This window comes from Candidatus Melainabacteria bacterium (assembly GCA_003963305.1).
GTDB lineage: Bacteria > Cyanobacteriota > Vampirovibrionia > Obscuribacterales > Obscuribacteraceae > PALSA-1081.
Window position 1 is genome coordinate 400,601 of the sequence record RXJR01000009.1, and the last position, 22,118, is coordinate 422,718.

Annotated in this window: 16 protein-coding genes; 5 read left to right on the top strand and 11 right to left on the bottom strand. The window is 49.0% G+C overall.

What is annotated here, in order from left to right:
* Positions 1–22 precede the first annotated feature (22 nt).
* Together EKK48_11755 and EKK48_11760 are read left to right on the top strand one after the other, a co-directional pair.
* Positions 23–1,234 (top strand): OmpA family protein, encoded by a 1,212-nt coding sequence (locus tag EKK48_11755; protein RTL42655.1) that lies wholly within the window; start codon positions 23–25, stop codon positions 1,232–1,234.
* A complete protein-coding gene (locus EKK48_11760) occupies positions 1,235–2,116 on the top strand; it encodes a hypothetical protein (protein RTL42656.1) in 882 nt (293 codons plus the stop codon). It begins immediately after the preceding gene.
* Between the two features lie 43 nt (positions 2,117–2,159).
* Here the strand turns inward: EKK48_11760 and EKK48_11765 are convergent, their stop codons facing one another.
* The 5 genes from EKK48_11765 to EKK48_11785 form a co-directional block, all read right to left on the bottom strand.
* Complete coding sequence (locus EKK48_11765) at positions 2,160–3,170, bottom strand: alpha/beta fold hydrolase (protein ID RTL42657.1); 1,011 nt, start codon at positions 3,168–3,170, stop codon at positions 2,160–2,162.
* A gap of 192 nt (positions 3,171–3,362) precedes the next feature.
* The gene (locus EKK48_11770) at positions 3,363–3,812 is read right to left on the bottom strand and encodes a hypothetical protein (GenBank protein ID RTL42658.1); all 450 of its coding nucleotides are present in this window, start codon (positions 3,810–3,812) and stop codon (positions 3,363–3,365) included.
* 376 nt (positions 3,813–4,188) lie between these two features.
* Positions 4,189–5,172, bottom strand: a complete 984-nt coding sequence (locus EKK48_11775; GenBank protein RTL42659.1) for a hypothetical protein — start codon at positions 5,170–5,172, stop codon at positions 4,189–4,191.
* Positions 5,173–5,175: 3 nt separating this feature from the next.
* Complete coding sequence (locus EKK48_11780) at positions 5,176–6,030, bottom strand: hypothetical protein (protein RTL42660.1); 855 nt, start codon at positions 6,028–6,030, stop codon at positions 5,176–5,178.
* Between the two features lie 279 nt (positions 6,031–6,309).
* Positions 6,310–7,797, bottom strand: a complete 1,488-nt coding sequence (locus EKK48_11785) for a hypothetical protein (protein ID RTL42661.1) — start codon at positions 7,795–7,797, stop codon at positions 6,310–6,312.
* A 262-nt stretch (positions 7,798–8,059) separates the two neighbouring features.
* On the opposite strand from EKK48_11785, the gene EKK48_11790 reads away from it, so the two are divergent.
* A complete protein-coding gene (locus EKK48_11790; protein RTL42662.1) occupies positions 8,060–9,496 on the top strand; it encodes a hypothetical protein in 1,437 nt (478 codons plus the stop codon).
* A 63-nt stretch (positions 9,497–9,559) separates the two neighbouring features.
* Here the strand turns inward: EKK48_11790 and EKK48_11795 are convergent, their stop codons facing one another.
* The 4 genes from EKK48_11795 to EKK48_11810 all read right to left on the bottom strand — a co-directional run bounded on the left by EKK48_11795 (position 9,560) and on the right by EKK48_11810 (position 14,408).
* The gene (locus EKK48_11795) at positions 9,560–10,105 is read right to left on the bottom strand and encodes a hypothetical protein (GenBank protein RTL42663.1); all 546 of its coding nucleotides are present in this window, start codon (positions 10,103–10,105) and stop codon (positions 9,560–9,562) included.
* Between the two features lie 419 nt (positions 10,106–10,524).
* Positions 10,525–11,511: an NAD-dependent epimerase/dehydratase family protein gene (locus EKK48_11800; protein ID RTL42664.1), complete on the bottom strand. Its 987-nt coding sequence runs from the start codon at positions 11,509–11,511 to the stop codon at positions 10,525–10,527.
* Positions 11,501–13,312, bottom strand: coding sequence for a glycosyltransferase family 39 protein (locus tag EKK48_11805; protein ID RTL42665.1), 1,812 nt, complete (start codon positions 13,310–13,312; stop codon positions 11,501–11,503). Before EKK48_11805 ends, EKK48_11800 begins: the two co-directional genes overlap by 11 nt.
* Before the next feature lie 31 nt (positions 13,313–13,343).
* Positions 13,344–14,408 (bottom strand): glycosyltransferase, encoded by a 1,065-nt coding sequence (locus EKK48_11810; GenBank protein RTL42666.1) that lies wholly within the window; start codon positions 14,406–14,408, stop codon positions 13,344–13,346.
* 548 nt (positions 14,409–14,956) lie between these two features.
* On the opposite strand from EKK48_11810, the gene asnB reads away from it, so the two are divergent.
* Complete coding sequence (asnB, locus tag EKK48_11815; GenBank protein ID RTL42667.1) at positions 14,957–16,879, top strand: asparagine synthase (glutamine-hydrolyzing); 1,923 nt, start codon at positions 14,957–14,959, stop codon at positions 16,877–16,879.
* On the top strand, positions 16,782–18,995 hold the full coding sequence (locus tag EKK48_11820) for a hypothetical protein (protein ID RTL42668.1): 2,214 nt from the start codon (positions 16,782–16,784) through the stop codon (positions 18,993–18,995). Before asnB ends, EKK48_11820 begins: the two co-directional genes overlap by 98 nt.
* Positions 18,996–19,007: 12 nt before the next feature.
* On the opposite strand, the gene EKK48_11825 is transcribed toward EKK48_11820, so the two are convergent.
* Both EKK48_11825 and EKK48_11830 read right to left on the bottom strand, forming a co-directional pair.
* Positions 19,008–20,117, bottom strand: coding sequence for a DUF4037 domain-containing protein (locus tag EKK48_11825; GenBank protein ID RTL42669.1), 1,110 nt, complete (start codon positions 20,115–20,117; stop codon positions 19,008–19,010).
* Between the two features lie 34 nt (positions 20,118–20,151).
* Positions 20,152–21,930: a glycosyltransferase family 39 protein gene (locus EKK48_11830; GenBank protein ID RTL42670.1), complete on the bottom strand. Its 1,779-nt coding sequence runs from the start codon at positions 21,928–21,930 to the stop codon at positions 20,152–20,154.
* Positions 21,931–22,118 lie beyond the last annotated feature (188 nt).

Consider the following 22,118-nt stretch of genomic DNA (forward strand, 5'->3'; position numbering starts at 1 on the left):
GGACTTTTTCACTCATTGAAAGATGTTTATTATCCAGTCATGCCGCGCTTCAGCGCCGTTGGTAAGCTTCTGGCATAATTTAGGCGAGCAAAGTGGTTCAAATGTATATACGTTAGATGGTGTCCCTGTGAGAAAGCTTTTCATTCAATTGTTACTGTCGCTGATAAGTTTGGCGGCTATGCCGTCTTACGGACAGGATCCGCCACCTTCCGGTGCTCCGGTTCCAGGACCGGCGCCGAAAGCAGTTCCGAAACCTGCAAACGGTCTTCAAGATTACACAGACAAGCTCAAGATGGTTCCTGGCGTTGTCATAACTTTTCCAATTGTCGACGGCATTGACACTCGCAGAAATAAGATTGGTAACTACGACTTTACTGCCACGATTCACGATAACAATGCCGAGGGCTTCGGATACAAGTGGACTATGTCGAAACCGGCAGAAGCCCAGGGATTCAGGGCTGTAGCCCCTGAAGACGAGAAAGGTGCGCTTCTAGTCAGTCTCTTTTATCAAGATGGTCAGAGCTTCACTATGAGCGGGTATACGAACACGGTAAGAATCTCAGATGCTCTTTTTAAGGGCTTGAAGTCCGGGCGCTCCTTGCCATTTCAGATTGATTTGGAAGATCCGAAGGATGTGCCGAGCAAAATTCGGATGATTGGTCGCGAATACGTCGGTATTTTCGTCAACGGTAAAAAGGCACGAGTGCGTGCAATCAAGACCGAAACCGACAATCAATGGCACTACTGGATTATGGACAAGTCCTCGTTCCCGATTATCGTGCAGGGCGATGGTCCTTTTAAGTGGAGTGAGCCTCGATTTCAAATAGGCGGTGGTGCGGGCAGTGGCATCAATCCCGATGCCGAGTCACAACGATTGATCAAGGACCTTGAGAAAAATGGTGTTGCCACGTCACACGCAATTCTATTTGCTTTCAATTCAGCCAAATTGCAGAGTAGCTCGAAGCAAATACTTAACGGCATTGCGACTTACCTCACAAAGAGCGTAGACGTGAAATTGGCAGTGGAAGGGCATTGCGATATTGTCGGTTCGGCTCAATACAATAAGGTCCTTTCCCAGAAACGAGCTAATGCCGTGCGTGATTATCTCGTTTTGAAAGGTGTTGCAGCAGCGAGATTAAGGCCCGAAGGGTATGGTTTTAGCAAGCCAATCGCTGATAACAAAACTGCGCAGGGGCGTGCTCAAAACAGGCAAGTGGTGTTCAGGAAAATCTAGTTGAAGCGAATTATTCGATTCTCTTTTTTGTATGATTGGACTTCCCACTGCGCTGGTCTGCTTATTCTGCTGACTTTTGCACCTGGCTGTTTTCCCCAACCCGCTTTCAGTCAACAGAGAATTGCGCCTTCCGGTTGGATAGAAGATAGTCAGCCGGCATCGAATTTGGTGCCTAAAGGTTCTGCAACGGGAGCACGGGCTCCGTTGCAAGGTGGTGTGCAACATTCTGACGAGTTGCGTCCTTTGCCGTCCAATCTGCAATCAGGAGCCATTTTTGATGAAAAATCCATACCGAAAACTGCCGACGATGTTGGTTGGTATCAGATTCCTGACTGGTTAGCGGGCAAGTGGTTGCGAGAGGAGGAAACCATTCTCTCGACTTATTTTTTTGAGAGTAAAGTCCAGCAGAATGAGCCGCGCACTATCGCAGAAAGAGAGATAGCTGAGTTTGGTTTTCAGCGAGACAAACAAGGAAAGATTTGGCACTACAGGCTCGCTTCGAAAGGTGTCTCAGACTGTGGCAGCTATCTGGCTGTTGCCTTCGTTCAATCGCAAGAGCCCCTCCACGTCGCAGAAGACCTGGTCGTAATTCGTGATGTTTTCGTTGAGGTGCAGGTGAATAAGGAAACGAACGTGATTATGCACTCATCGCAGGCGGAATCGATTACTAAATACCGACCGTTGCATGATGGACTGATTAAAACTTCAATGTCCGTAAAGGTCTTCAATGAAGACGGCACACCATATACGGTTCAGAGGAATATTGCTGCAGATAAACGTATAGAAGCTTTCAAATCTACAGACACCTTCAAGGAGCATAATTTGCGAAAAAGTTTTGCTGATTTTCTCCATGTAACAGGACGAGACGACTTGATTCCCTGATCTACTGCTGATCCGTGTGCGAACTATCATGTAGTACGGCAGCTCAATGTGTGACTACGCCATCCAGACTGGCAACTGCTGTTTCATCAACTCCACGTTCTAACCATGCTGTAATCGAGTTGACGACGGCGGGCTTGAGGCGATTGGTTCCGAGCAGAATGTGACCGCATTTTGCAATATTGACGATGCGCTTATCTGCAGATGGTATGTTTGCCAGTACTTTCTGCGCCGACTGAGGTTTCAAAACTTTGTCGTCACAACCTTGTACAACTAACACGGAGGTCTCAGGCGAAATGCGGCGAGCGAACTTCGCATTCTTCTTCATGAATTTTGCGGCTCTGAACATCTCTCTGGCGCTCATTGTCGGTCTCTGCCAACTATCCTTGAGACTTTCTTCCAGAGCTGGCAGGTCATCGGTTCCGTATCTCTTTTGGTATCGCACCACGTTGATTTGATGATCAAGTCTATAGAAGTTGCTGAGCAGATCTCCAAGGAACCAGGTGAGTTTTACATGACCGGTTTTGCAACCCGTTCCGGCCAGAACCAAGCCCCGGACTAACTCTGGCATATCGCCTGCGGACCGGATTGCCACACCTGCTCCCGCACTTTCCCCGATCAAGAAGATTGGCTGATCTGGATTGGTCTGTTTCAGGACTGGGAGCAGTAGATCCACATCTTTGACAGTCCGTTTGAAATTACATTTGTAGCCGGCATGCTCTTTCGTGGACTGAAAGTGCCACCGCCCGTGCCCTCTCTGGTCGATCCCGTATACAGTGAAACCATCCTCGGCCAGCTTTTTGGCCAGACAGTTTAGACTGTAGGCGCGCTGGGTGATACCGTGGATCAGGAGCACAGTGCCACGGTTAGAAAATGCTCTGGACTGCGATGTGTCTCCGGTAGCCGTGTCTTCCCATTTGCAGACCGGCAGATTTAGCTCTTTGCCTTCCATGCACTCTTCGGTAAATTGCACCGCTGCTAGTGATGGAACTGCATACAGCGCGATGAGGAAGTAGCTGATTATGCTTATAATTAGTTGGCAGAAGTTTTTATGCATGCTCGTTTCCGCAGGACAGCGAAGCCAGCTGTTAGCTGTCTTCGTGCGTCTTATCTGGCGACGCTTCTCTTGACTGCCCGTATAGGCGGAAAACTCTGCAAATAGTTCCCGGTGCTTTCCAGTCCAGTTTGCACAGCTGCCGACTTAACACAATGCATTGTTGATGCCGATCTCTGTGTCACTGACCCAAGGTCAAGTATGCAGCACTGCTACAGCGAAGCTATCCTGCATAGCATCTTCGGATGCCGTAAATAGTGCCTCGAATACTTCGCCATGACTATAGACACTATCAATGGTGTCGCGTGTATCTGGTGGCAGCGATTCAAATAGCGCGAACATTTCCTGTACCTGAGCTGGGCTGAAGTAGCCCATAAATGGACAGTCGCCGTTGCTGCCGAGAACATTGTACGGTGAGTTGTTGAACGCGTTGTTGGGCAGGAATCGGCTTCCCCCGATGTGATTGTCGATACTCTCCAGGGCATCGATGAAATCATCGGCTGTTAATTCGATTGAAGTGCACAGCACCCCATCTGATTCGATGGCGCGCACCAGCTGGTCGTAGACCTCCTGGTCGGTGTGCCCGGTGAATTCGCTGGGCAGTTTCTCTTCGTCGATGATATAGAGCGAAAATGTTTCGGTCATGGAATCCAGTAAGCGTTGCGGTGACGAGTAGATATAAACCCCGATTCTAATCTTCTAAAACTCCCTTTCAGCAACCTTATTTTTCGCCTTCCGTCTTCAGAAGAGATTGTACGCAGCCCAGTGCTGTATACAGTTGAGTGGGATTATTATCAGAAGCATTCGAGTTGCGTTTGCCAAAGTCGGCTCGCCCAAGTGGCGAACACGGAGTTGTACTTGCCCAAATGGCGAATACGGAGTTGTGCTCGTCCAATTAGCGAACACGGAGTTGTGCTCGCCCAATTAGCGAACACGGAGTTGTGCTTGCCCAAGTGGCGATCACGAAGTCGTGCTAAGAGAAGTTGCACTTACCGAAGTTGAATTTACCGAGTTCAAAACCTTACCGGAATTGAGACTCCTGCCTCAGCTTTGTTTTTCCCTGTTCAATGATCGACTGCAATTTCGTGCGTCCGATTTCATCGACAGACGGCGCACGTTCTATTGGCTCCATGATGGATGCGAACCAGTCTGGATTTTCGACCACGTCTGTCCAATCATCCATCTTGTCCCATTCACCATCGTTTAGACCAAGTAAAAACCTTGCTCTAAAAGGATTTACTCCTTCCATCTCGTAAACAGGGACGCGCAGGTCGCGACCCAACCCGGTGTCGAATCGGGCTGTGCCTGTTGAGTCTACGTCAACGTCGCAAAAAATATCGTAGCGGCGTATCAGGTCCTGTGCTTCCGCCATGATTGCATCATGTTTGGCTTTACCTTTGGGCGTGGAGCGATAGGATGCTTGTTTGACGTCCACTTCCACTAGTCCCTCTTTTTCAGCATGCTTTAGAGTCTGATCAAGTTCGATGTGGTCTTTAGTTACATCGAGCTGCCGTCCAACGCAGATTTGATGCAAGAAAAAGGCGTCGCTGAAATCTTTTGCGTCTAAGCCCCCAGATGCTGCACTTCCGCCCTGTCCGAGACCGCCGGCGCTTACATCTCTGGAGGTGCTGGAACTTCCAGTTTTTAAACCACCCGAAACGATGATGTCGGTGCGGAAATATTTGACGCCGTCTCTCATGGCAGGAATGAAGGCTTGCATCAATGGAGCATCCGGGTTTAACTCATCATTGTTGGCTGCGAACGATACAGTTTCTCTTATAAAGATGCCCTGCTCGTCTTTGTCGAAGATGATGCGTTGCAGCGCCTGCAAGTCGTCGATGTAACCTGGTGCCAGTAAGTTCTTGCTCACTAGTTCGTCGATGTTTTCGTCGCCTATCACATCAATAACTACGTCGATGGCGTTATGGCGCACGATGTTTTCCGGCAAAGTGAAGATGACCATGTGTTTGTGGGCATCGTCACTCAGGCTGAGTAGGTATTCCATGTACTAGCGCCTCCGTCCGCCCCAACCGCCCCGGGATCTGAATCCGCCTGATGAACTTCCGAAAATGCCGCCGGACGACCTGCGACCGCCCCAGGCCGATGAACTGGAACTCTCTGTCGAGCTCGTGCCGAATCCAAACGATCGGCGCTTGGAAGTGTCAGATGAAAAGCTTCCGCCACCGAATCCGGTTTTACTGGCGAATCCTCCGCCCAGAGATTTCTGCTTGAAGCGCGACATGAAATCGTTGTTGCTGGCTCTTTGACTGCTGTAAGTTGGAGAGCTCCGGAACGTGTCGCGGTATCCACCAAGCACTGTGATGCGAGGGTACGGCGTGTAATAGCGACCACCCCAACCGCCCATCATGTGCGAGAGGAGCATGTACTGGACGATCGGGCTGTCAAGCAAACTGTGATGCCCGACGTAGTATGGAGTGCCATAGCCTGTGTTGACCGTGTATGGCACTTCGTTGTTAACCGGGTCTCCGGTTTGTTCGATTGAGAAGAGTTTTTCGTCGCCCGGCTTATAGCCTTCCTGTTTCAGCTTGTCGATGTATCCGGTCACTACCAGCTTACCGTTTTCGCGTGTAGCGTCTATCGAGACCACATCGTTTCCGTCATATATCTCGTTTACGCGCTTTTCGAAATTTTGCATCCAGCCGTCGAAATCTTTACTGTCTTTGCCTTTCGACTCCCAGAATGCTTTTTGTACTTCGTCTAAGTTGATTTTGGCCGATTCGCCTTCTACTTGCGCCGATCTAGATCTGTAGTGCTCGACTCGGTTGCTATGGCTTGAGCAGCCACCCAGGCTAATGCTTATGGCCAATAACGCAACCATTAAGCCTGCTTGCACCTGTTTCATTGTTCCTCCGTTCCTTTCGGAATCAATAAGTCGAATAGCTCACCGCTGTGATTATCCATATAATCCAAGCAATCTCATCATAACGACTCGGCAAATTAAAAGGTGCTATAAACCGAATTTCTTTATGGTCCGAGGCATTTTTCTACGCGTCTGGAGCGACGCATTGACGTTAAATTGTTGTGTTTAAAGCTTGCTGAAAGTTTTTGTTGGATATGGTTCCTGTCGCCGATTTGCCCGGGCGTTGTCCAGCTTCTCGAAAGACACTGAATGTGGTGCTCTCTACAGACCGAACGGCATGCCGTAACCGTATCCGCCGCCGCCCATGCCGCTCATCATCATGGAACCTGCCGCCATAGATCCGACTGTACCGAGAACGTGTTCTAAGCCATGAATAAATGAGTGTTTGTGGTTTTGCGAGGGGGCTTGCGTTGCTTGTGTGCCTGAAAGTCCGCCGCTTGACTGATTGTATTGGGAGGAATAGTTTGGCGCTGCACCGTACTGTTCCTGCGGATATTGGCTGAACGGTGGTGGAGAATACTGAGTTGACTGTCCGTAGTTTGGTGCTTGAGCCATTGTCGGTGCTAACGCCGGTGCCATCTGCGGTGCTCCCCGTCTCGGATTCAATTCAATAGAACCAATCATGCTGTTGACTTGATCGGCAAGTGACTGCGAACGTTGTGGTGAATCAGCCGGAAAGATGTTGCTAGCAAGCTTGTTAACCCGATCCAACAAAGGTTGCGTTGGATAGGTGGCACCGAAAACTTGCTGTTCCAACCATGTCACTTTCTGGTCCAGGGTAGAATTCGGTGGTAGCAAATTTGCGTTTTGAGTCGCTTGAGGATAGCCATATCCTGGTTGCTGAGGGTATTGAGGCGCGACTGCCGGATAGTTGTTACTTTGATAACCGCCGCCTGGGTAGCCACTATATGCGGTGTCGGCATAATTTTGCTGCTGTTGCGGAAAGTGCTTGTCCGCGTAATCTTCTAATTTCTCGGTGCGATCGCTCAAGTCGGCTCTGGTATTGGCCTTTCCAAAAGCTTTGAGCTCCAGTTGTTCTAAACGATTTTGAATTGGCTCGTTGGTGAATGTTTTGCCAAGAATCTCCTGTTCGAGTTGGGTTATGCGTGGATAGTCGCCAACATCTCCAGAATCAATCCCAGATGCGGTGTTGTCTGTGCTGTTTTGATCGCTGCCAGATGGATTCTGCTGAGCTGCCTGGCTGTCAGGGGTACTTGCCCGGGGTATTCCGGTACCGTTTTGCGAGGTTTGAGTTGTACTGGCGGCAGGCTCAGCCGGCACGGCCAACAACAGCGCCGTCAGGCGTGACTGGTCGGAACCTGTCTTCTGTTCCCCAAACACCATGCGCTCAAGTCGGTCTAATCTAGTAGCCATTGGCTCGTCGGGATACGTGTGGTCGAAAAATCTGGTCTCCAGCGAGGCTATGTCTGGATTAAGAGTTGGAACAGTGAGTGCAGACGAAGCCGAATCAGCAGTTGTCGCCATCGGTGCGTCTGCATTTGCGCCTGCACTGTTGTCGGCGCTAGTGTTTGAACCATTGTTTGTACTGGGGTTTGCACTGGAATCTGTGCTGAAGTTCGCATTCGCACTGGGGTCTGTGCTGGAGTTCGCACTGGCGTCTGTACCGGTGTTCGGGCTGCTTCCACCACCACCCTGTGAGTCGTCTTGCGCCGATGCCGAGAACGTTGCGAAGAGGCTGACGAGCACTGCGACAATGAAAACAAAAGTAAGTCTGCTTTGCGGTTGCATTTAGGACGTCTCTGATTCGTAGACAGTGATTATATCAGGCTGTCAACAGACGGCGCTGGCTATACTGGGGTTTATGAATAACATTGTCTTATCCATTTCTAAACTGCTAAAGTTTGCTATCGGAGTGTGACCACGGCATTCAGATGGTTTGCTGTGGATGTCGCATGCAGTCATGGTACTAAATACAATGGCGGTTATGCTGCAATTTCTCAAGTGAACTACTGGCTATAAAATTCGAGATTTCCATAATTTTGGAGAAGAGATGATGCATTCATTGGAAACAAGACGAAATTTCTTGAAAGCTTTTGGAACTGGATTGGTAATTCCCTGGATGCCGAGCAGTTTTCATCTCACTTCAAAGAGCCAGATTCTGCGTGACGACGGTCCCATTAAAATGTGGAGTACACATGATGAACTCAGATTTGCGCTTGAGGCTTCTTCCGTCAGCTGGAATGCCTCTCCGAGTTCTATAAACATTGTCGTGGATGTGCAGTCTGTCTATCAAGAAATATTGGGATTCGGAGCGGCTTTTACCGATGCTGCCTGTTATACGATGCAACGAATGCCTCAAGCGCTACGGTCGAAATTGTTGACCGAGTTTTTCTCGCCAACTGAAATGAATTTGAGTATGTGTAGAACCTGCATTGGCTCAAGTGATTATTCAACCAGTGCTTACACATACGACGAGGGCGAGCCGGATCCAGAATTGAAGCGCTTCTCCATCAGTCACGATCAGGAATACATAATTCCGATTTTGCAACAGAGTTTGAAAGTCAATCCTGATCTCTTTCTTTTTTCGAGCCCGTGGACACCTCCTGGATGGATGAAGTCAAATAATTCCATGTTGGGTGGAAACATGCAAAGGCGGGCTATGGCGTCATACGCGCAGTACTTCGCCAAGTTTTTGCAGTCTTACTCAGATAGTGGTGTTCCGATTCGGGCGGTGACGATTCAAAATGAAGTAGACACTGATCAAGATGGAAAGATGCCGGCTTGTATCTGGCCTCAGGAGTATGAAGCCGATTTTGTTCAGGGATTTCTGGGCCCGACGCTTGAAAAGGCCGGCCTCAAAACAAAAATCTGGATCATTGATCACAATTACAATTTGTGGGGAAGAGCTCTATCCGAAATGGATTTGCCCGGCGTGCGCAAATACGTAGATGGAATAGCCTGGCACGGATACGTTGGTCAACCTGAGATGATGACTCGTGTTCACGATGCGTATCCATCTTTGAATATGTATTGGACGGAGGGTGGACCAGAATACACGGCCAAAGATTACAGTACTGATTATGTTGTTTGGGCTAGGAATTTTATCGGTATTTTGCGAAATTGGAGCCGCTCAATTACAGCCTGGAACCTGGCGCTTGATGAAGCTGGTAAGCCTAACATCGGACCCTTCTCATGTGGCGGCATGGTTACCGTCGATTCCAAAACAAATGCTGTTACAAGGAGTGGTCAGTATTGGGCTCTTGCACACCTGTCCAAATTCATCAAACGAGGAGCAAGAAGAATCGGTTCGGATGCAAAGGCTACTGTCGCTGAGTTGAATCACGTCTGTTTTCAAAATCCGGACGGCGAAAAGATTCTTGTTATCGCCAATGCTCTGACAGAGCGTAAGGTGACAATCCAGCAAGGGGCCAGAGTGGCAGAGGTTTTACTCCCCAGAGATTCGGTGAGTACTTTAGTGTGGTCGTAGCTTGAAAATTGCTCCTAAGTCAATTGTCGATTAGCAATTAGTGAGTAAAACTGGTCCGAGTTGTTACATCGCCCGCCTGTATCCACGCGAGAGTAGTTGGCCAGAAACCGATTCGTTGGCAAAACCATCTTGTTGGTGGTGCTTTGCTCTGGGCACTAAGCGTCCGCGCGTTTCGTAATCTGCATATGTCGCAACGCGAGGGGGCTGTGCAACCATCGCCTGGACACGCTGTTCAGGCAAAAGCTGACCAGCCAACAGATTGTCGCGGCGAGCTGTGTCGGGACTGCTTACGTGATTTGCAAGGGGTTGAGATTCCTTTGTTTTTGGAACGTAGGCATCAGGAGAAATGTGAATTGGTTTGGTATAAACAGAACCTTGAGGGCGTTGTGGACTTCTGATGTGCAGATATCCCTGGTCGTATCCTCCTTGTGGAGTCCAGTGGTAGTGAGCGAGGTTCGGGTTTCCATCCACAAGCGGCTTTTCCCAACCTGATACTTGATGATAACCAGTCGTCACTCTAACGAGACGATCAGGTTGGGCAGCGCTCTGAGCATTGCAGGCAGGAGCGAAAAACGTCATGGCTATTAGTAAGAGAATTGTTTTGTTCATCTTAGTAAAATCCGTATGCCTCGCGAAATGTTTAAGTCCGAGTCTCTGCAGCTAGTTACTGCTGGACGGCAAACATATGCTCTGGCGTTTATTAATATGGGGCTACGACCTATTATGCATAAAAAGTTGCATTTGTGTGAATTGAGTTTATAAAATTTTGGCGGGCAGGTGTACAGGAAGGTCGTCTTCAGGTTCGGGGCGACCGAAAATGCTTTTACTGCAAGGGTTTTTAGGTTTTGAATTTTTTCCGATATCGGAAAAAATTTCTAAGTCCGGACTTGAATTTTTTCCGATATCGGAAAAAATTCAGGTTCTCGAAGGAGATTTTGGCAATGCGAACGCCAGTAAGCTCGCTCCACATTAAAAGTGAAGAGCTTTGACTTTGATCGGTCTGCTCAGTAATCCTGGTTGCGCACAAATCACTTTGTTGACAGAGTCAGCTCGTGTTTGCGGAACCATTGCACAAATTCATTGATCCCCTCCTCAAAAGATGTGGCAGGGGTATAGTTGAGCATTTTGCGTGCCTTCTCGATGTCTGCGTACGTGTATGGCACATCCCCGTTTTGCATCGGTTTTCTGACTATTTGAGCCTTTTTGCCAAGTGCAGACTGAATCGTATCAATCATCTCAAGTAAGGTAACTGGGTTGGAGCGCCCGAGGTTCACGATTTCGAATCCGGCGGGCTGAATTTCAATAGCACTGTCAATGCCTGCGACTATATCCAGAACAAATGTATAGTCGCGTTTTGTCGTGCCGTCACCGTAAAGTTCTATCGGCTCGCCCTTTTCAATACGCTGGCTAAATTTATGAATAGCCAGATCTGGTCGCTGTCTTGGACCGAATACCGTGAACGGTCTCACGCAGATCACATTGAGACCTTTTGTTTTATGAGCGGCAAAGCAGGCAACCTCGCCGGCAATTTTTGATGCCGCATATGGTGACAATGGTCTGTCAGTCAAATCGGTTTCCGAAAACTTTTCGGTAGAACGCTCTCCATAAACAGAACTGGACGAGCAAAATACCATGTAAGGAAGAGTTTCTTGAGCTGTTGCTGCATCTAAGATTCGTTGAGTTCCGAGTACGTTTACATCCATGTACAGCGATGGATTTTGGAGTGAAGGTAGAACGCCCGCCATGGCCGCCAGGTGTACGACGACATCGAACGGACCTTTTGAAAAGGCTCTGGCAACGTCATCAACATTTCGCAGATCACCTTCGATCAGTTCGTAGGATGGATTGCCCAGATGGGCGGAGACGTTCTCTCGCTTTCTATCTGGCGAATAGAACGAATTGAAATTGTCTATAACTGTGACTCGTTTCCCTTCTCGCAAAAGTCGATCGACGAGATGGCTGCCGATGAATCCGGCCCCGCCGGTAACTAAAATCGAATTTGCTTTATTCGTCACTGTGAAGCTGTTCCCTGTCGTCTAAACGTGGACTCTCCAGCTCGGATCTGCTTGACTGCAAGGCGACTGGACTGATGTAGGAGCTCAGAACGTACTGTCCCATCTGGCAAAGATGTTTGATTCCAGGCAGGGCTTTAAAGTCTGACTCGCTGCGCGAACGCGAAATTATATAAGCTCTTTCGGTTTTGCTCAAGATGTAAGTAAGTTCTTTCGGATTTTTTGGCAGCAGGAACCTTCTTTTGGCGTAGAAGGTTACCGATGGCTTGCGCATTTGATAAACAATGATGGTTGCTTTTGTGGGCCCGGCATATTCAGCGAAGCTCTGAATCGGTATCTCCCATTGATTTGAGACTGCCTCCATTCCCTGGTTTCCAATTGTCAGCAATGCTACGTATGTGGCCAACATGAAGGTGATCAGCGACGCACCAAATTTTCGTTTTAGCCATAATATCGCTGCAACTGCTGCTCCGGCCGCGTGCACAATGAGGATGGCAGTAGCTGCGCTGAGAAGAGATGGCGGGCAATCATGCAGTCTGGCGCCTATTATCGGAACGGCAGCCAGTGCTCCGCCGTAAACAATTGCCAGTACCGCGAAAATCACAGCTCCCGTTTTGTTGCGTCCTTCGGTCCACAGGTGATCGAGGTATCCGCCGACCAGCACCGCTAATAGCGGAAAAGCCGGCAGCGTGTAAGGGATCAGTTTTGACACCCCGGCGCTGAAAAATGCCAGAATAATGGCACTACCTATAGTGGCGAAGAGCATCGTTGATTGACGTGTTGAAAGATCTCTCAGGCGAGTAATCGGGTTTGTGCTTTTCGTGTCAGCGCCTGCTGCATCGCCTGGTTTGAGAACGGTTAGAACGGCACCCGGTAGAAAAAGTGTCCAGGGGAAAAAGCCTCCGAACATGGCAGCAATGTGGTACCACCAGGCGGCTTTATGATCGACTACGCCGGTGAAGCGCTGAAAGTTTTCGCGCAGGATAAATTCGCGATAGTAGGCTCCTTTCGTGACACTGATTTCGATAGCAAACCAGGGTATCGAAATCAGTGCTACCAGCGGCAGTCCAAACCATGGTTTGTAGAAGCGCAAAGCGGCACGAACATCCCACTTGAGCAGGTGGTAGACTCCCAGAATCGCGACCGGCAGGATTATACCTATCGGTCCTTTGGTCATCACGGCTAATCCGATCGACGTGTAGGCAGCGAAGAGCGCCAGTAAATTGCCTTGCTTTTTGCCACTTTGTCTGTGCTGTTCGTAGCTGTGGAACACGCACATCATGCTCCCTGTCACAAACAGTGAAAGAGGTATATCTGTAATAGCCTCTCTTGAAACTCCAAGAAAAAGTGGTGCGGTCAAAAGTGCAAAAGCCGCTATCAGTGCTGCTCTGCCGTTGATCTGGGCCCTTGTGAAAAGGTAAGTAACGGCAACGAGGATGGCACCGCAAGCTGCTCCGAAATAGCGCGCTGCGAATTCGGTCACTCCAAAAATGCTGTAACCTGCAGCCATTGCCCAAATCACAAGGGGTGGCTTGGTAAATCGCACAGCGTAGTTCAAAAAGGTCGTTATATATTCGCCCGTCTCAAGCATTTCACGTGCTGGTTCTGCGTAAAGTGCCTCGTCGGGATTGAACAGCGGAAAGCTGCCCAGGTTGCTGAAAATCAGTAAAGAAGCGCAGGCAAAAACGAATCCGAAGGTTGCCAGGAAAAGCCACTGGTTTTCGCTGATCTTGCTATTTCCATCTGTTAATCGGTCCGAATGCAATTCGGTGGCATTTTCTTTCGATGGAATCTGGAGCGCCATTGATCGGTTCAATTATTCCGGAGCTGTTGTATTAGTCCGTCGCGTCATCTGCAAGTGTATTCAGGCGTTCTTCGACGATGTAGATGCGCTTGCCTTGCGACTCATGGTATGTGCGCATGAGAATTTCCGCCAGCAAGCCCATCATGATGAACTGGATTCCCACCATGAAGAACATAGCAATCAGCACAGGCAGCGGCGTTTCGATGAAAGTATGTGTGTGGAAAACATACTTGAGAGCGACCATCCAGATGAATGCCGCAAATGAGATGCCCAGCGCGACGATGCCAGCTGTTCCAAACACATAAATTGGCTTGGTGAAGTATGACGACATGAACTTGACTGTGATTAAGTCCAGAACCACTTTGAAGGTTCTCGAAATTCCGTATTTTGACTGGCCGATCTGGCGCGCATAATGATTTACAGGGATTTCAGTAACGCGGGCACCTTGCCAGCTGGCGTAAATCGGTACGAATCTGTGCATCTCGCCGTAGAGGCGGATGTTCTTGATCACTTCTCGCCGATAAGCCTTCAAGGAGCAACCATAATCGTGCAGGCGAACTCCACTGATAACAGAAATGATTTTGTTGGCGATCCAGGATGGGATGAGTCGATTCAGGAGTGCGTCCTGGCGGTCTTTGCGCCATCCGCTGACTACGTCGTAACCCTCTTCCATCTTTGCTAAAAGCAGTTTGATGTCGGCTGGATCGTTTTGCAGATCAGCGTCCATCGGAATGATGATTTTTCCGCTGGCGTGGTCGATTCCTGCTGCCAGAGCAGCGGTTTGACCGAAGTTTCGTACGAACTTTACGACTTTGATCCGCTTATCTTCTCTCGAGACAGATTCCAGTTCTTCGTAGGATTTGTCGATGGAACCGTCATCTACAAAAATTACTTCCCAGGTCAGACCGGTCCCGGTCAGAGCGACGATCAGTTTGTCGTAGAGCAGTTCGATGTTGCCCGATTCGTTATAGACAGGTATCACTACCGACAGTTCTGGTTTGGGCGTCGTGCGATGGTTTCGTCCGAATTTTTCGTCGTCTAACCAGTCTGTCGAGTCGAGATCGATTGGTTTGGTTTTATGGCGAATGCTGCGCATAAGTTTGAGCTGTCTCCGGAGGAATTTTCACCAGCTGTGATGGCAATTTGCGTTGGCGAGAAAAAGCCTGTTAACGCACGTGCCTAGTCTACCTCGGAGTAGTCATGAATTACCGGGAGCACGGGTGAATGCTTTTTAAGTTGCGGTCTGTTTATAGTGCCGGAGCCTGATTGAGCTGGTTCATCGAAAGAAACTTAATTCAGATACCGCGCCCTCTGGCAGTTTGCTTAATGAAGACTCTTTTCGACATGGTTTCGAGTGGATTAGTTTACACAGCCGAAAGTGGCATCTGGTAGGCGTTTGTTATAGATACTGCATATATTTCGGGACTCTTTTGGTAATTCGTCTGGTATTTCAGTTGTTGATTAATTGCTTAATAATCGACACAATCGCTGCTTGAAGGGAGAGTTGCGCTTAACTAAACCGCATTGATAGAGCCGCTCCTGAGCTGATAAGTTATAGCGGAGCCGCTTCTGATTTCCGTGTAAGCGTGTCTGGGACCGGCTAGCCTTGTATGAGGCGTTGTTCATAACTCTGGGGATGAGCCTGTGTGTGGAATAGTCGGATATCTGAACCTGAACGGCAAACCGCTTGATCCTGACCAAAGTCTGATCAAGAGCATGTGTAAGAGCATTACGCATCGAGGACCGGACGAAGAAGGGATGATGATTATCGGCCCGGCGGCGCTCGGAATGACGCGTCTGGCGATCATCGATCTGGTCAGTGGCCAGCAACCGATTCCCAACGAGGACAAGACGATTTGGATCGTCTTCAACGGCGAAATCTACAACTACCAGGATAATCAGAAGCATCTGCTTGAGCGAGGTCATAGACTCGCTACACAAAGCGACACAGAAACTATTGTTCATCTTTATGAAGAGTACGGCGTAGACTGCCTGAATTTTCTTGAAGGAATGTTCTCTTTTGCCATCTGGGATACCACGAAGGAACGACTCTTTATCGCTCGCGATCGTATGGGCGAGAAGCCTCTGCATTGGGGCATTTTCGATGGACAACTACTATTTGCCTCCGAGCTGAAAGGCATTCTCAGGCACCCGAATTCCAGGCGAGAGCTTGAGCCAGCAGCACTGCAGAAGTATCTGGCTCTGGAATATGTGCCAGCTCCGAATTCTATTTTCAAAGGCATCAACAAGTTAATGCCAGGGCACTTCATGCTCGTCGAGCGCGGCGAAGTGAAGATTGCGCCTTACTGGCAGCCAGAAATAAGTGTGACCACTCTCTCTGAAGGTGATGCCAAAGACAAACTGATAACGCTTTTGGACGATTCGATTAAGAGACGATTGATTGCCGATGTTCCACTTGGGATTTTTCTTTCTGGCGGCATCGATTCATCCACCATTGCAGCTCTTGCCTCTCGTCATTCCAGCAAACCGCTGCGTACATTCTCGGTTGGGTTCGCGGATGCCTCGTTTGACGAAAGTGCACATGCACAGGCTGTAGCAACATATCTCGGCACTGAGCACGAAGTGATCACATTTCAGCCTGATCTTGCTTTGCAGACGATGCAAGAGCTCTGGGAAGTCCTCGATGAGCCCATGGCCGATGCTTCGATTATTCCGACATTTTACCTGTCGAAAATGACCAAGCGTTCCGTCACCGTCGCACTGGCTGGAGAAGGCGGCGATGAGCTCTTCGGAGGTTATCCTACTTATCAGGCTCACAAGTTGGCCGGCATATGGAATACGCTTCCGGCGGTGTTGCGTCAACATGTTCTCGAACCTACATTAAACAGCTTGCCTGTATCTCACAATAACCTGAGCTTCGACTATAAAGTTAAGCGCTTCATCTCTGCCGCTTCGGAATCACCGAGAAGTCGCCACCTTCAATGGATGGGAGCTTTCCCTGTTAAGGAACACGAGCAACTCATAAATGCTCGGATTCGGTCAGGTATTGGAAAAGACTGGAAAACCGGAGAGGATTTGCTTAACGATCTCCAGGTTCGTTCTTTTGGAGAAGTTCGCCGCAAGAGTGATTTACTCGATTCGATTATGCGACTCGATCTCGGGACATACCTGCCCGACGATCTTCTCGTCAAGTCTGATCGAGCTTCCATGGCTGCTTCCCTGGAGGTTCGCCTGCCGTTTCTAGCTTATCCACTGGTTGAATTTGCGCTTTCATTACCGTCGAATTTCAAAGTCAAAGGCGCGACCACCAAGTATCTGCTCAAGAAGGCGGCAGCCCCGTACTTGCCAGCGCGCACAATAAATCGACCGAAGAAGGGCTTCGGTATTCCGGTGGCTAAATGGCTGAATAACGACTTCAAGCCGCTCCTGGATGAATTGCTTTGCCAATCTTTTGTGGATAAGCAAGATATTTTCCAGTGGCGCTATATAAGTCAATTGCGCACAGAACATGAGCGTGGACAGAAGGATAGGCGGAAGGAGTTGTGGACCTTGCTCATGTTCCAGTGGTGGTACAACAAATTCTTTGTCGAAAAAGTTGGCAGCTAGAATGAGTTCCTCTGGAACTACTGAAACTACATATGGTGGCACTGCTACGAATGGTCAGGGCTCTGCCGTAGAACCATTCTGTGCTAAAGATTGGCAACTGATTGGGCTTCTGGCGTTGATTGCCTCGTTAATGTTTCTGCCTTACTTAGGCGCTGCCGGATTGTTCGATCCCACAGACAGCTTCTTCATAGAATCTGGGCGGGAGATGTTCGAGACTAACAATCTGATCGTACCTCTGATGAACTATGAGCCCTGGCTTGATAAACCGGCCCTGGCCTTCTGGTTTATAGTGCAGAGTTTCAAGACGTTTGGTGTGAATGAGTTCGCCGGAAGATTTCCATCGGCGTTGAGCGGAATTTTGATTGTCCTGTCTACTTTCGTTTTGACAAGGCAGCTTCTTGGACGCAGACAGGCTTTTCTCGGTGCCCTCACTTTAGCGGCGTCACCTTTGTTCTTGATTGTCGGTCATGTCGCTTTGACTGACGAGCCTCTGGCTCTGTTTTTGACAATTTCGCTGCTCTCAATCATCAACTTCATTGTGCGCAAGAAAACGCTGTTTCTGCTGATCGGCTATTTTTCTCTGGCTATGGCTGCTCTTTGTAAGGGACCTCTGGCCCTCGTTATTGTCGGTCTGATCACTCTTGGTTATCTAGTGCTTACGGCGCCGCGGAAAATTTTGTCTTCCATATTGTCGCTGCAACCCTTATTGGCACTCGCCTTTTTGCTGGTAGTAACTGTTCCATATTATGTTTGGGCACATATCGGAACAGACGGTCAGTTTACGAATGCGTTCTTCTTGCGTCAAAACTTAGGACGCATGGTCGGTGTGGTCAATCACGTCAATCCATTCTGGTGGTACATTCCTGTTGTTTTAGGCGGATTTTTTCCGTGGTCTCTTATCTTGTTGAGCTCGAAATCATTTTTGATCAAGTGCTTTAAGCTTCGTGGAAAGCTATTTACGCCTCGTCAGAAGTTGGCATTTTTCTGTATCTGCTGGGCGACAATCGGTTTCCTCTTCTTCAGTGCAATTCCAACCAAGCTGCAAACTTACATAGTGCCGATTTTTCCTGCGCTTGCCATTGTCACGGGAATTTACCTCGATGTTTTGCTGAGATTGAGGCGAACAACTGCATTTATCGTTTCCGCGATTTCGCTGCTGATAATTAGTTGCGGCGCTCCATTCTTTGTGTATTTCCTCAACGATCATACAGACGTAGTGCGTCAGCCTGTGCACGGTTCGTCTTACGTCTCTCATGTCGGTTCAACTCAAGCCGCACTCGAGACACTGGGAAATCAGTTCCATTCTGCATTTCCTGTTCCTTCAGCCAATCCGCAGTCAACCGATCCCCAGGCAAAGAATCCGCAGTCAGCCAATTCGCAGTCAACTGATCCCCAGGCAAAGAATCCGCAGTCAGCCAATTCGCAGTCAACTGATCCCCAGGCAAAGAATCCGCAGTCAGCTAATTCGCAGTCAACTAATCCCCGGGCAACCGATCCTCAGTCAACGAATCCTCAGTCAACGAATCCTCAGACAACCATGAAAGCACCTCAAGGTCCTGGTTTTATGAGTCTGCTCGGCTACGGCACTGCCGTTGTGCTGGTTTTGGGATTGATAGTCTCGGTCATCGCCAATCGCGGAAACTCCTGTCGTCTGCTCAGTACTATATATAGTGGCACAATGATTGGCTGTGGAGTCTTTCTGCCCTTGCTGTTCTGTTTATATCACGACAAGTATCAAGCTAATATCGATAATGCTGTTACCTACTGTCTGTCTTCTGGCGCGCATTTAGCGGCTGTGCAGTTCGAGTATCCGTCACTCATGTATCGATATCACCAAAAGATCCCACTTCTGAAAAATCAGGAGGATCTGCAGGCGTATTCCGATCAACCAGGTAAGCGCTGGATCTTCATTCCAGAGGAAGTCCTGAGTTTGCTGAGCTGGACCAAGCGATCGCCGAGAGTGGTTGGTTATTCCGGCAAGTACTGGATTTTCGCTATCGGTAAAGATGCTTTGACGGAAGACACAATAGAATGGAATGGTTTGCTTCCCCAGTTTCATTATCCAACCATTGGCGAGTTGAAATTGAAGGCTCAGAATAATTCCGCAGCACCCTGAGGGCGGCTGTATTTACTGGTATAGCTGGCAAAGAGCTGGGCGCCAGCGAGAATCAGACAAAAGGTCTGTATTATCGCTCCACTGGTCAATGCTTCCAATTGGGCGTTTTTTCGCAATTTCTTGTACCGCAGCTGTTTCGATCTGCGCGAATAGTGCCTGGGAGAATTCACCTGTGCTAATGACGAGGAATGGTCGATCGTGAAAGAGACGAACCGATGTCGGCAAAGGTGCAGTTATTCCCAGATTATTATGTAGCTCCGAGACGATTTTGTAAGCCGCAGACAGGTGTGATTGTCGTTCCTCCCAGGTTGAAGACTGCAGAGACTGCTGCAATGATGGTGTTATATGTGGTGCGCATTCGAGTTGTGAAAAAGCGCTGCCGAACCATTTTGCATAAGGCGCGTATTCTTTCTCCATGAGAAAACAGAGACGCATCAGATCGCGCACCAGGCGGGCTGCAATTATTGCTGAACCGATTTCATCACCGACATAGCCTGCCCGTCCCATTAGATGACCTTCTTGTTCTATGCGTGTCCACTGACAGGCAAGTAGATAGAGCCAAATATCTTTTGGATAGTAGCTGAACCGGTCGCGCGCCGCTTGTAAGCCTACTTCGTCGTCAAATATGCGACCACGGACTATAGTGGCCAGCTTCTGCTCCGAGAAGGTAAGCCAGTCCGACGGTTCGATGTTTTGAGCAAGAGAGAAGTTTAGCTGTCGCAGGAAGAATTTTTGAATCGTCAGGAGTTCGACTGTGTGGCTGATCTCTGTTCCTTCTGCATTCGTTTTATCTGCGGCGGTGCGAGCCTCAGCTACCTGATTTGGTGTGGTGAATTTGGTTGGCAATCCCATAAACTCAACAGGCAAATCGCTTTGCAGAGTCGCATTTATTTGTCCCGCCAGATCTGTGTAGTCCGATTCGCGCAAAAAGATCAGCACGCGGGGACCCCAATCATGGTCCTGCGACATGACCGTGTCAAAGCCTAGCACTTCCGAACCGTCGCCTAACAGGGCGGCCGAAAGTGGCATCCCGGGAAAGCGGTTTTGAAACAGCGGTTTCACTACTTCCTGGTAGTAGTGCATGCTCAGATCCAATCCGTTCATTGAGCAATGTTCAGTCATCACAAGTGCTCGAATGTTCCGTGGAGAATGTTCTTTATCGACTGGCGGTCTTGTCGGACTGCTCTTTAGACATGTTCGTCACCAGCAAGAGGTGCACTTTGCCCATCAGGTGTCCTTTGCGTCTGAACAGGAAGCCAACATCGTTTTTCTCATACATGTAAGGTTTGTTCGCAATGACTGTTACCTTTTGGCGAACGGCGTCTGGCAATTCGTCAAATCGGTTTTCTGGAACGATAACGTAGACCGGGTCTTTTTGTAGCAAGAACTCTGTCATTTGTTCACCGTTATCTAACTGAGTGGGCACTCGGTCTGTATGGAAAAGAGTGACGTCGAACCAATCAACAGTAGTGCCAAAATCTTTGTGCAGGGCAATTTTGGTGTCTGGATGCTCTTTGATCGTCTGGATGTACTGTAGACCCGGAGCTTGCAATGCCATGGCTGGATGCACTTGAATGGCAAAAGAGAGAAGCGTCACTGCTATGCCGGCGCTGCAGAGTACATATGGCGCGAAGTAGTGTTTTCGCTTCAGTGCCACAATGGCAGCACCGCCCGTAAGCAGCAAGCCGATTGGCATCATGCACCAGGCTGAAAAGTCTTCGTTGTTTGTCACCCCTGGTAGTAGATAACCGGCTACAAAGCCACCAAGAATAAGAGTGATTGAGAATAACCAGGCGTAGCCTTTAGCGATCGCATTGCTCTCGTTAATCCAGCGATTCAAGTGCAGTCCGACTATGCCGGCTGCTGCAGGAAAGGCCGGAAGGTCGTAATAGTTCATCTTTCCGCGAGAAAGGGTGAAAAAGGCAGTCGTGAGTAGTAGCCATATCCACAAATAGAGTTCTGTTTTTGATTCCTCCGGGTCGGATTTTTTCAGCCATCGTCTGACTGAATCAGCGAAAGCTATTGGCACAAGAGCACACCAGGGTGCGAATCCATTGAAAAATGCACCGACCATATAGAAGGGATCGTTATGACATTCATAGGCAGAGCCAAAGAACCGCTCCACATTGTGGTGCCATAGCCAGGCACCGATGTTTGATGAGGTGTCTACTGCCGCAGCGGCAGCGACATACCAGGGACCGGCGACGGCAAAGAATATGACCACGCAGGCAATCACCTGTCCAATTTTCAAGATTTTGAGATTGCCAGTCAGAACCAGATAGACGAAGAATGCAAATGCGGGCAAGATCAATCCGACCGGACCCTTAGTCAGCACAGCCAACCCCATGCTCACCGCGGCCAAAGCAAAAGAGGCAAATCGTTTGCTTTCGCTTTTCAGTCCGACGTACATAGCTATGAGCGCGACCATGTCGAAAAGTGTTAAAAACATGTCGGTCATGCAAAGCGTCGAAAACTCCCAGTACCTGGAAGTGGTTGCCAAAACCAGGGTCGAGAGAAGGCTCACATCAGCGCCCCAGATGCGACGGATGGCAAGCGCAAAGATTGCGAGGCAACTCAAAGAAGCCAGCAATGCGGGAATTCGAGCTGAAAAATCGTTGACGCCGAAGACCTTGAATGAAGGAATGATTGCCCAGTAGTTGAGCACGGGCTTATCGATACAGGCTGTATTGCGATAAAGCGGAACAATGAAGCTGTTGGCCGCAAGCATCTCCTTGGATATTTCTGCGTAAGCTATTTCTGACCTGGCAAATTTGAATCTTGTGTATGAAATGCTGGCATAGGCGGTTCCCGCGACCAGAAGGAGAACCAGGAGAAACTTGAAAAAGTGTCTTTCAGCCACGGTTTTAGTAGAACTGGTGTGTGTGGATAACGCAGGTTCAGCCGCTCTTTCCGGCGATTGAGCTGATAATTGCATGCGAGACGACTCCCAGAGACGGCTTATATCTTGGCAGGTCTGTTTAGCAGGCACTTTAGTGCGGTCTAAGGGTGGCGATATCCTCTGCGTGATCCCTGTGAGTTTTGTTCGCAATGGTTATCTAATGAGGTATTGGTGAAGTGTGAAGAGATATCTGTGACCCCTGGCTGGACGATTCAAATTTTGTA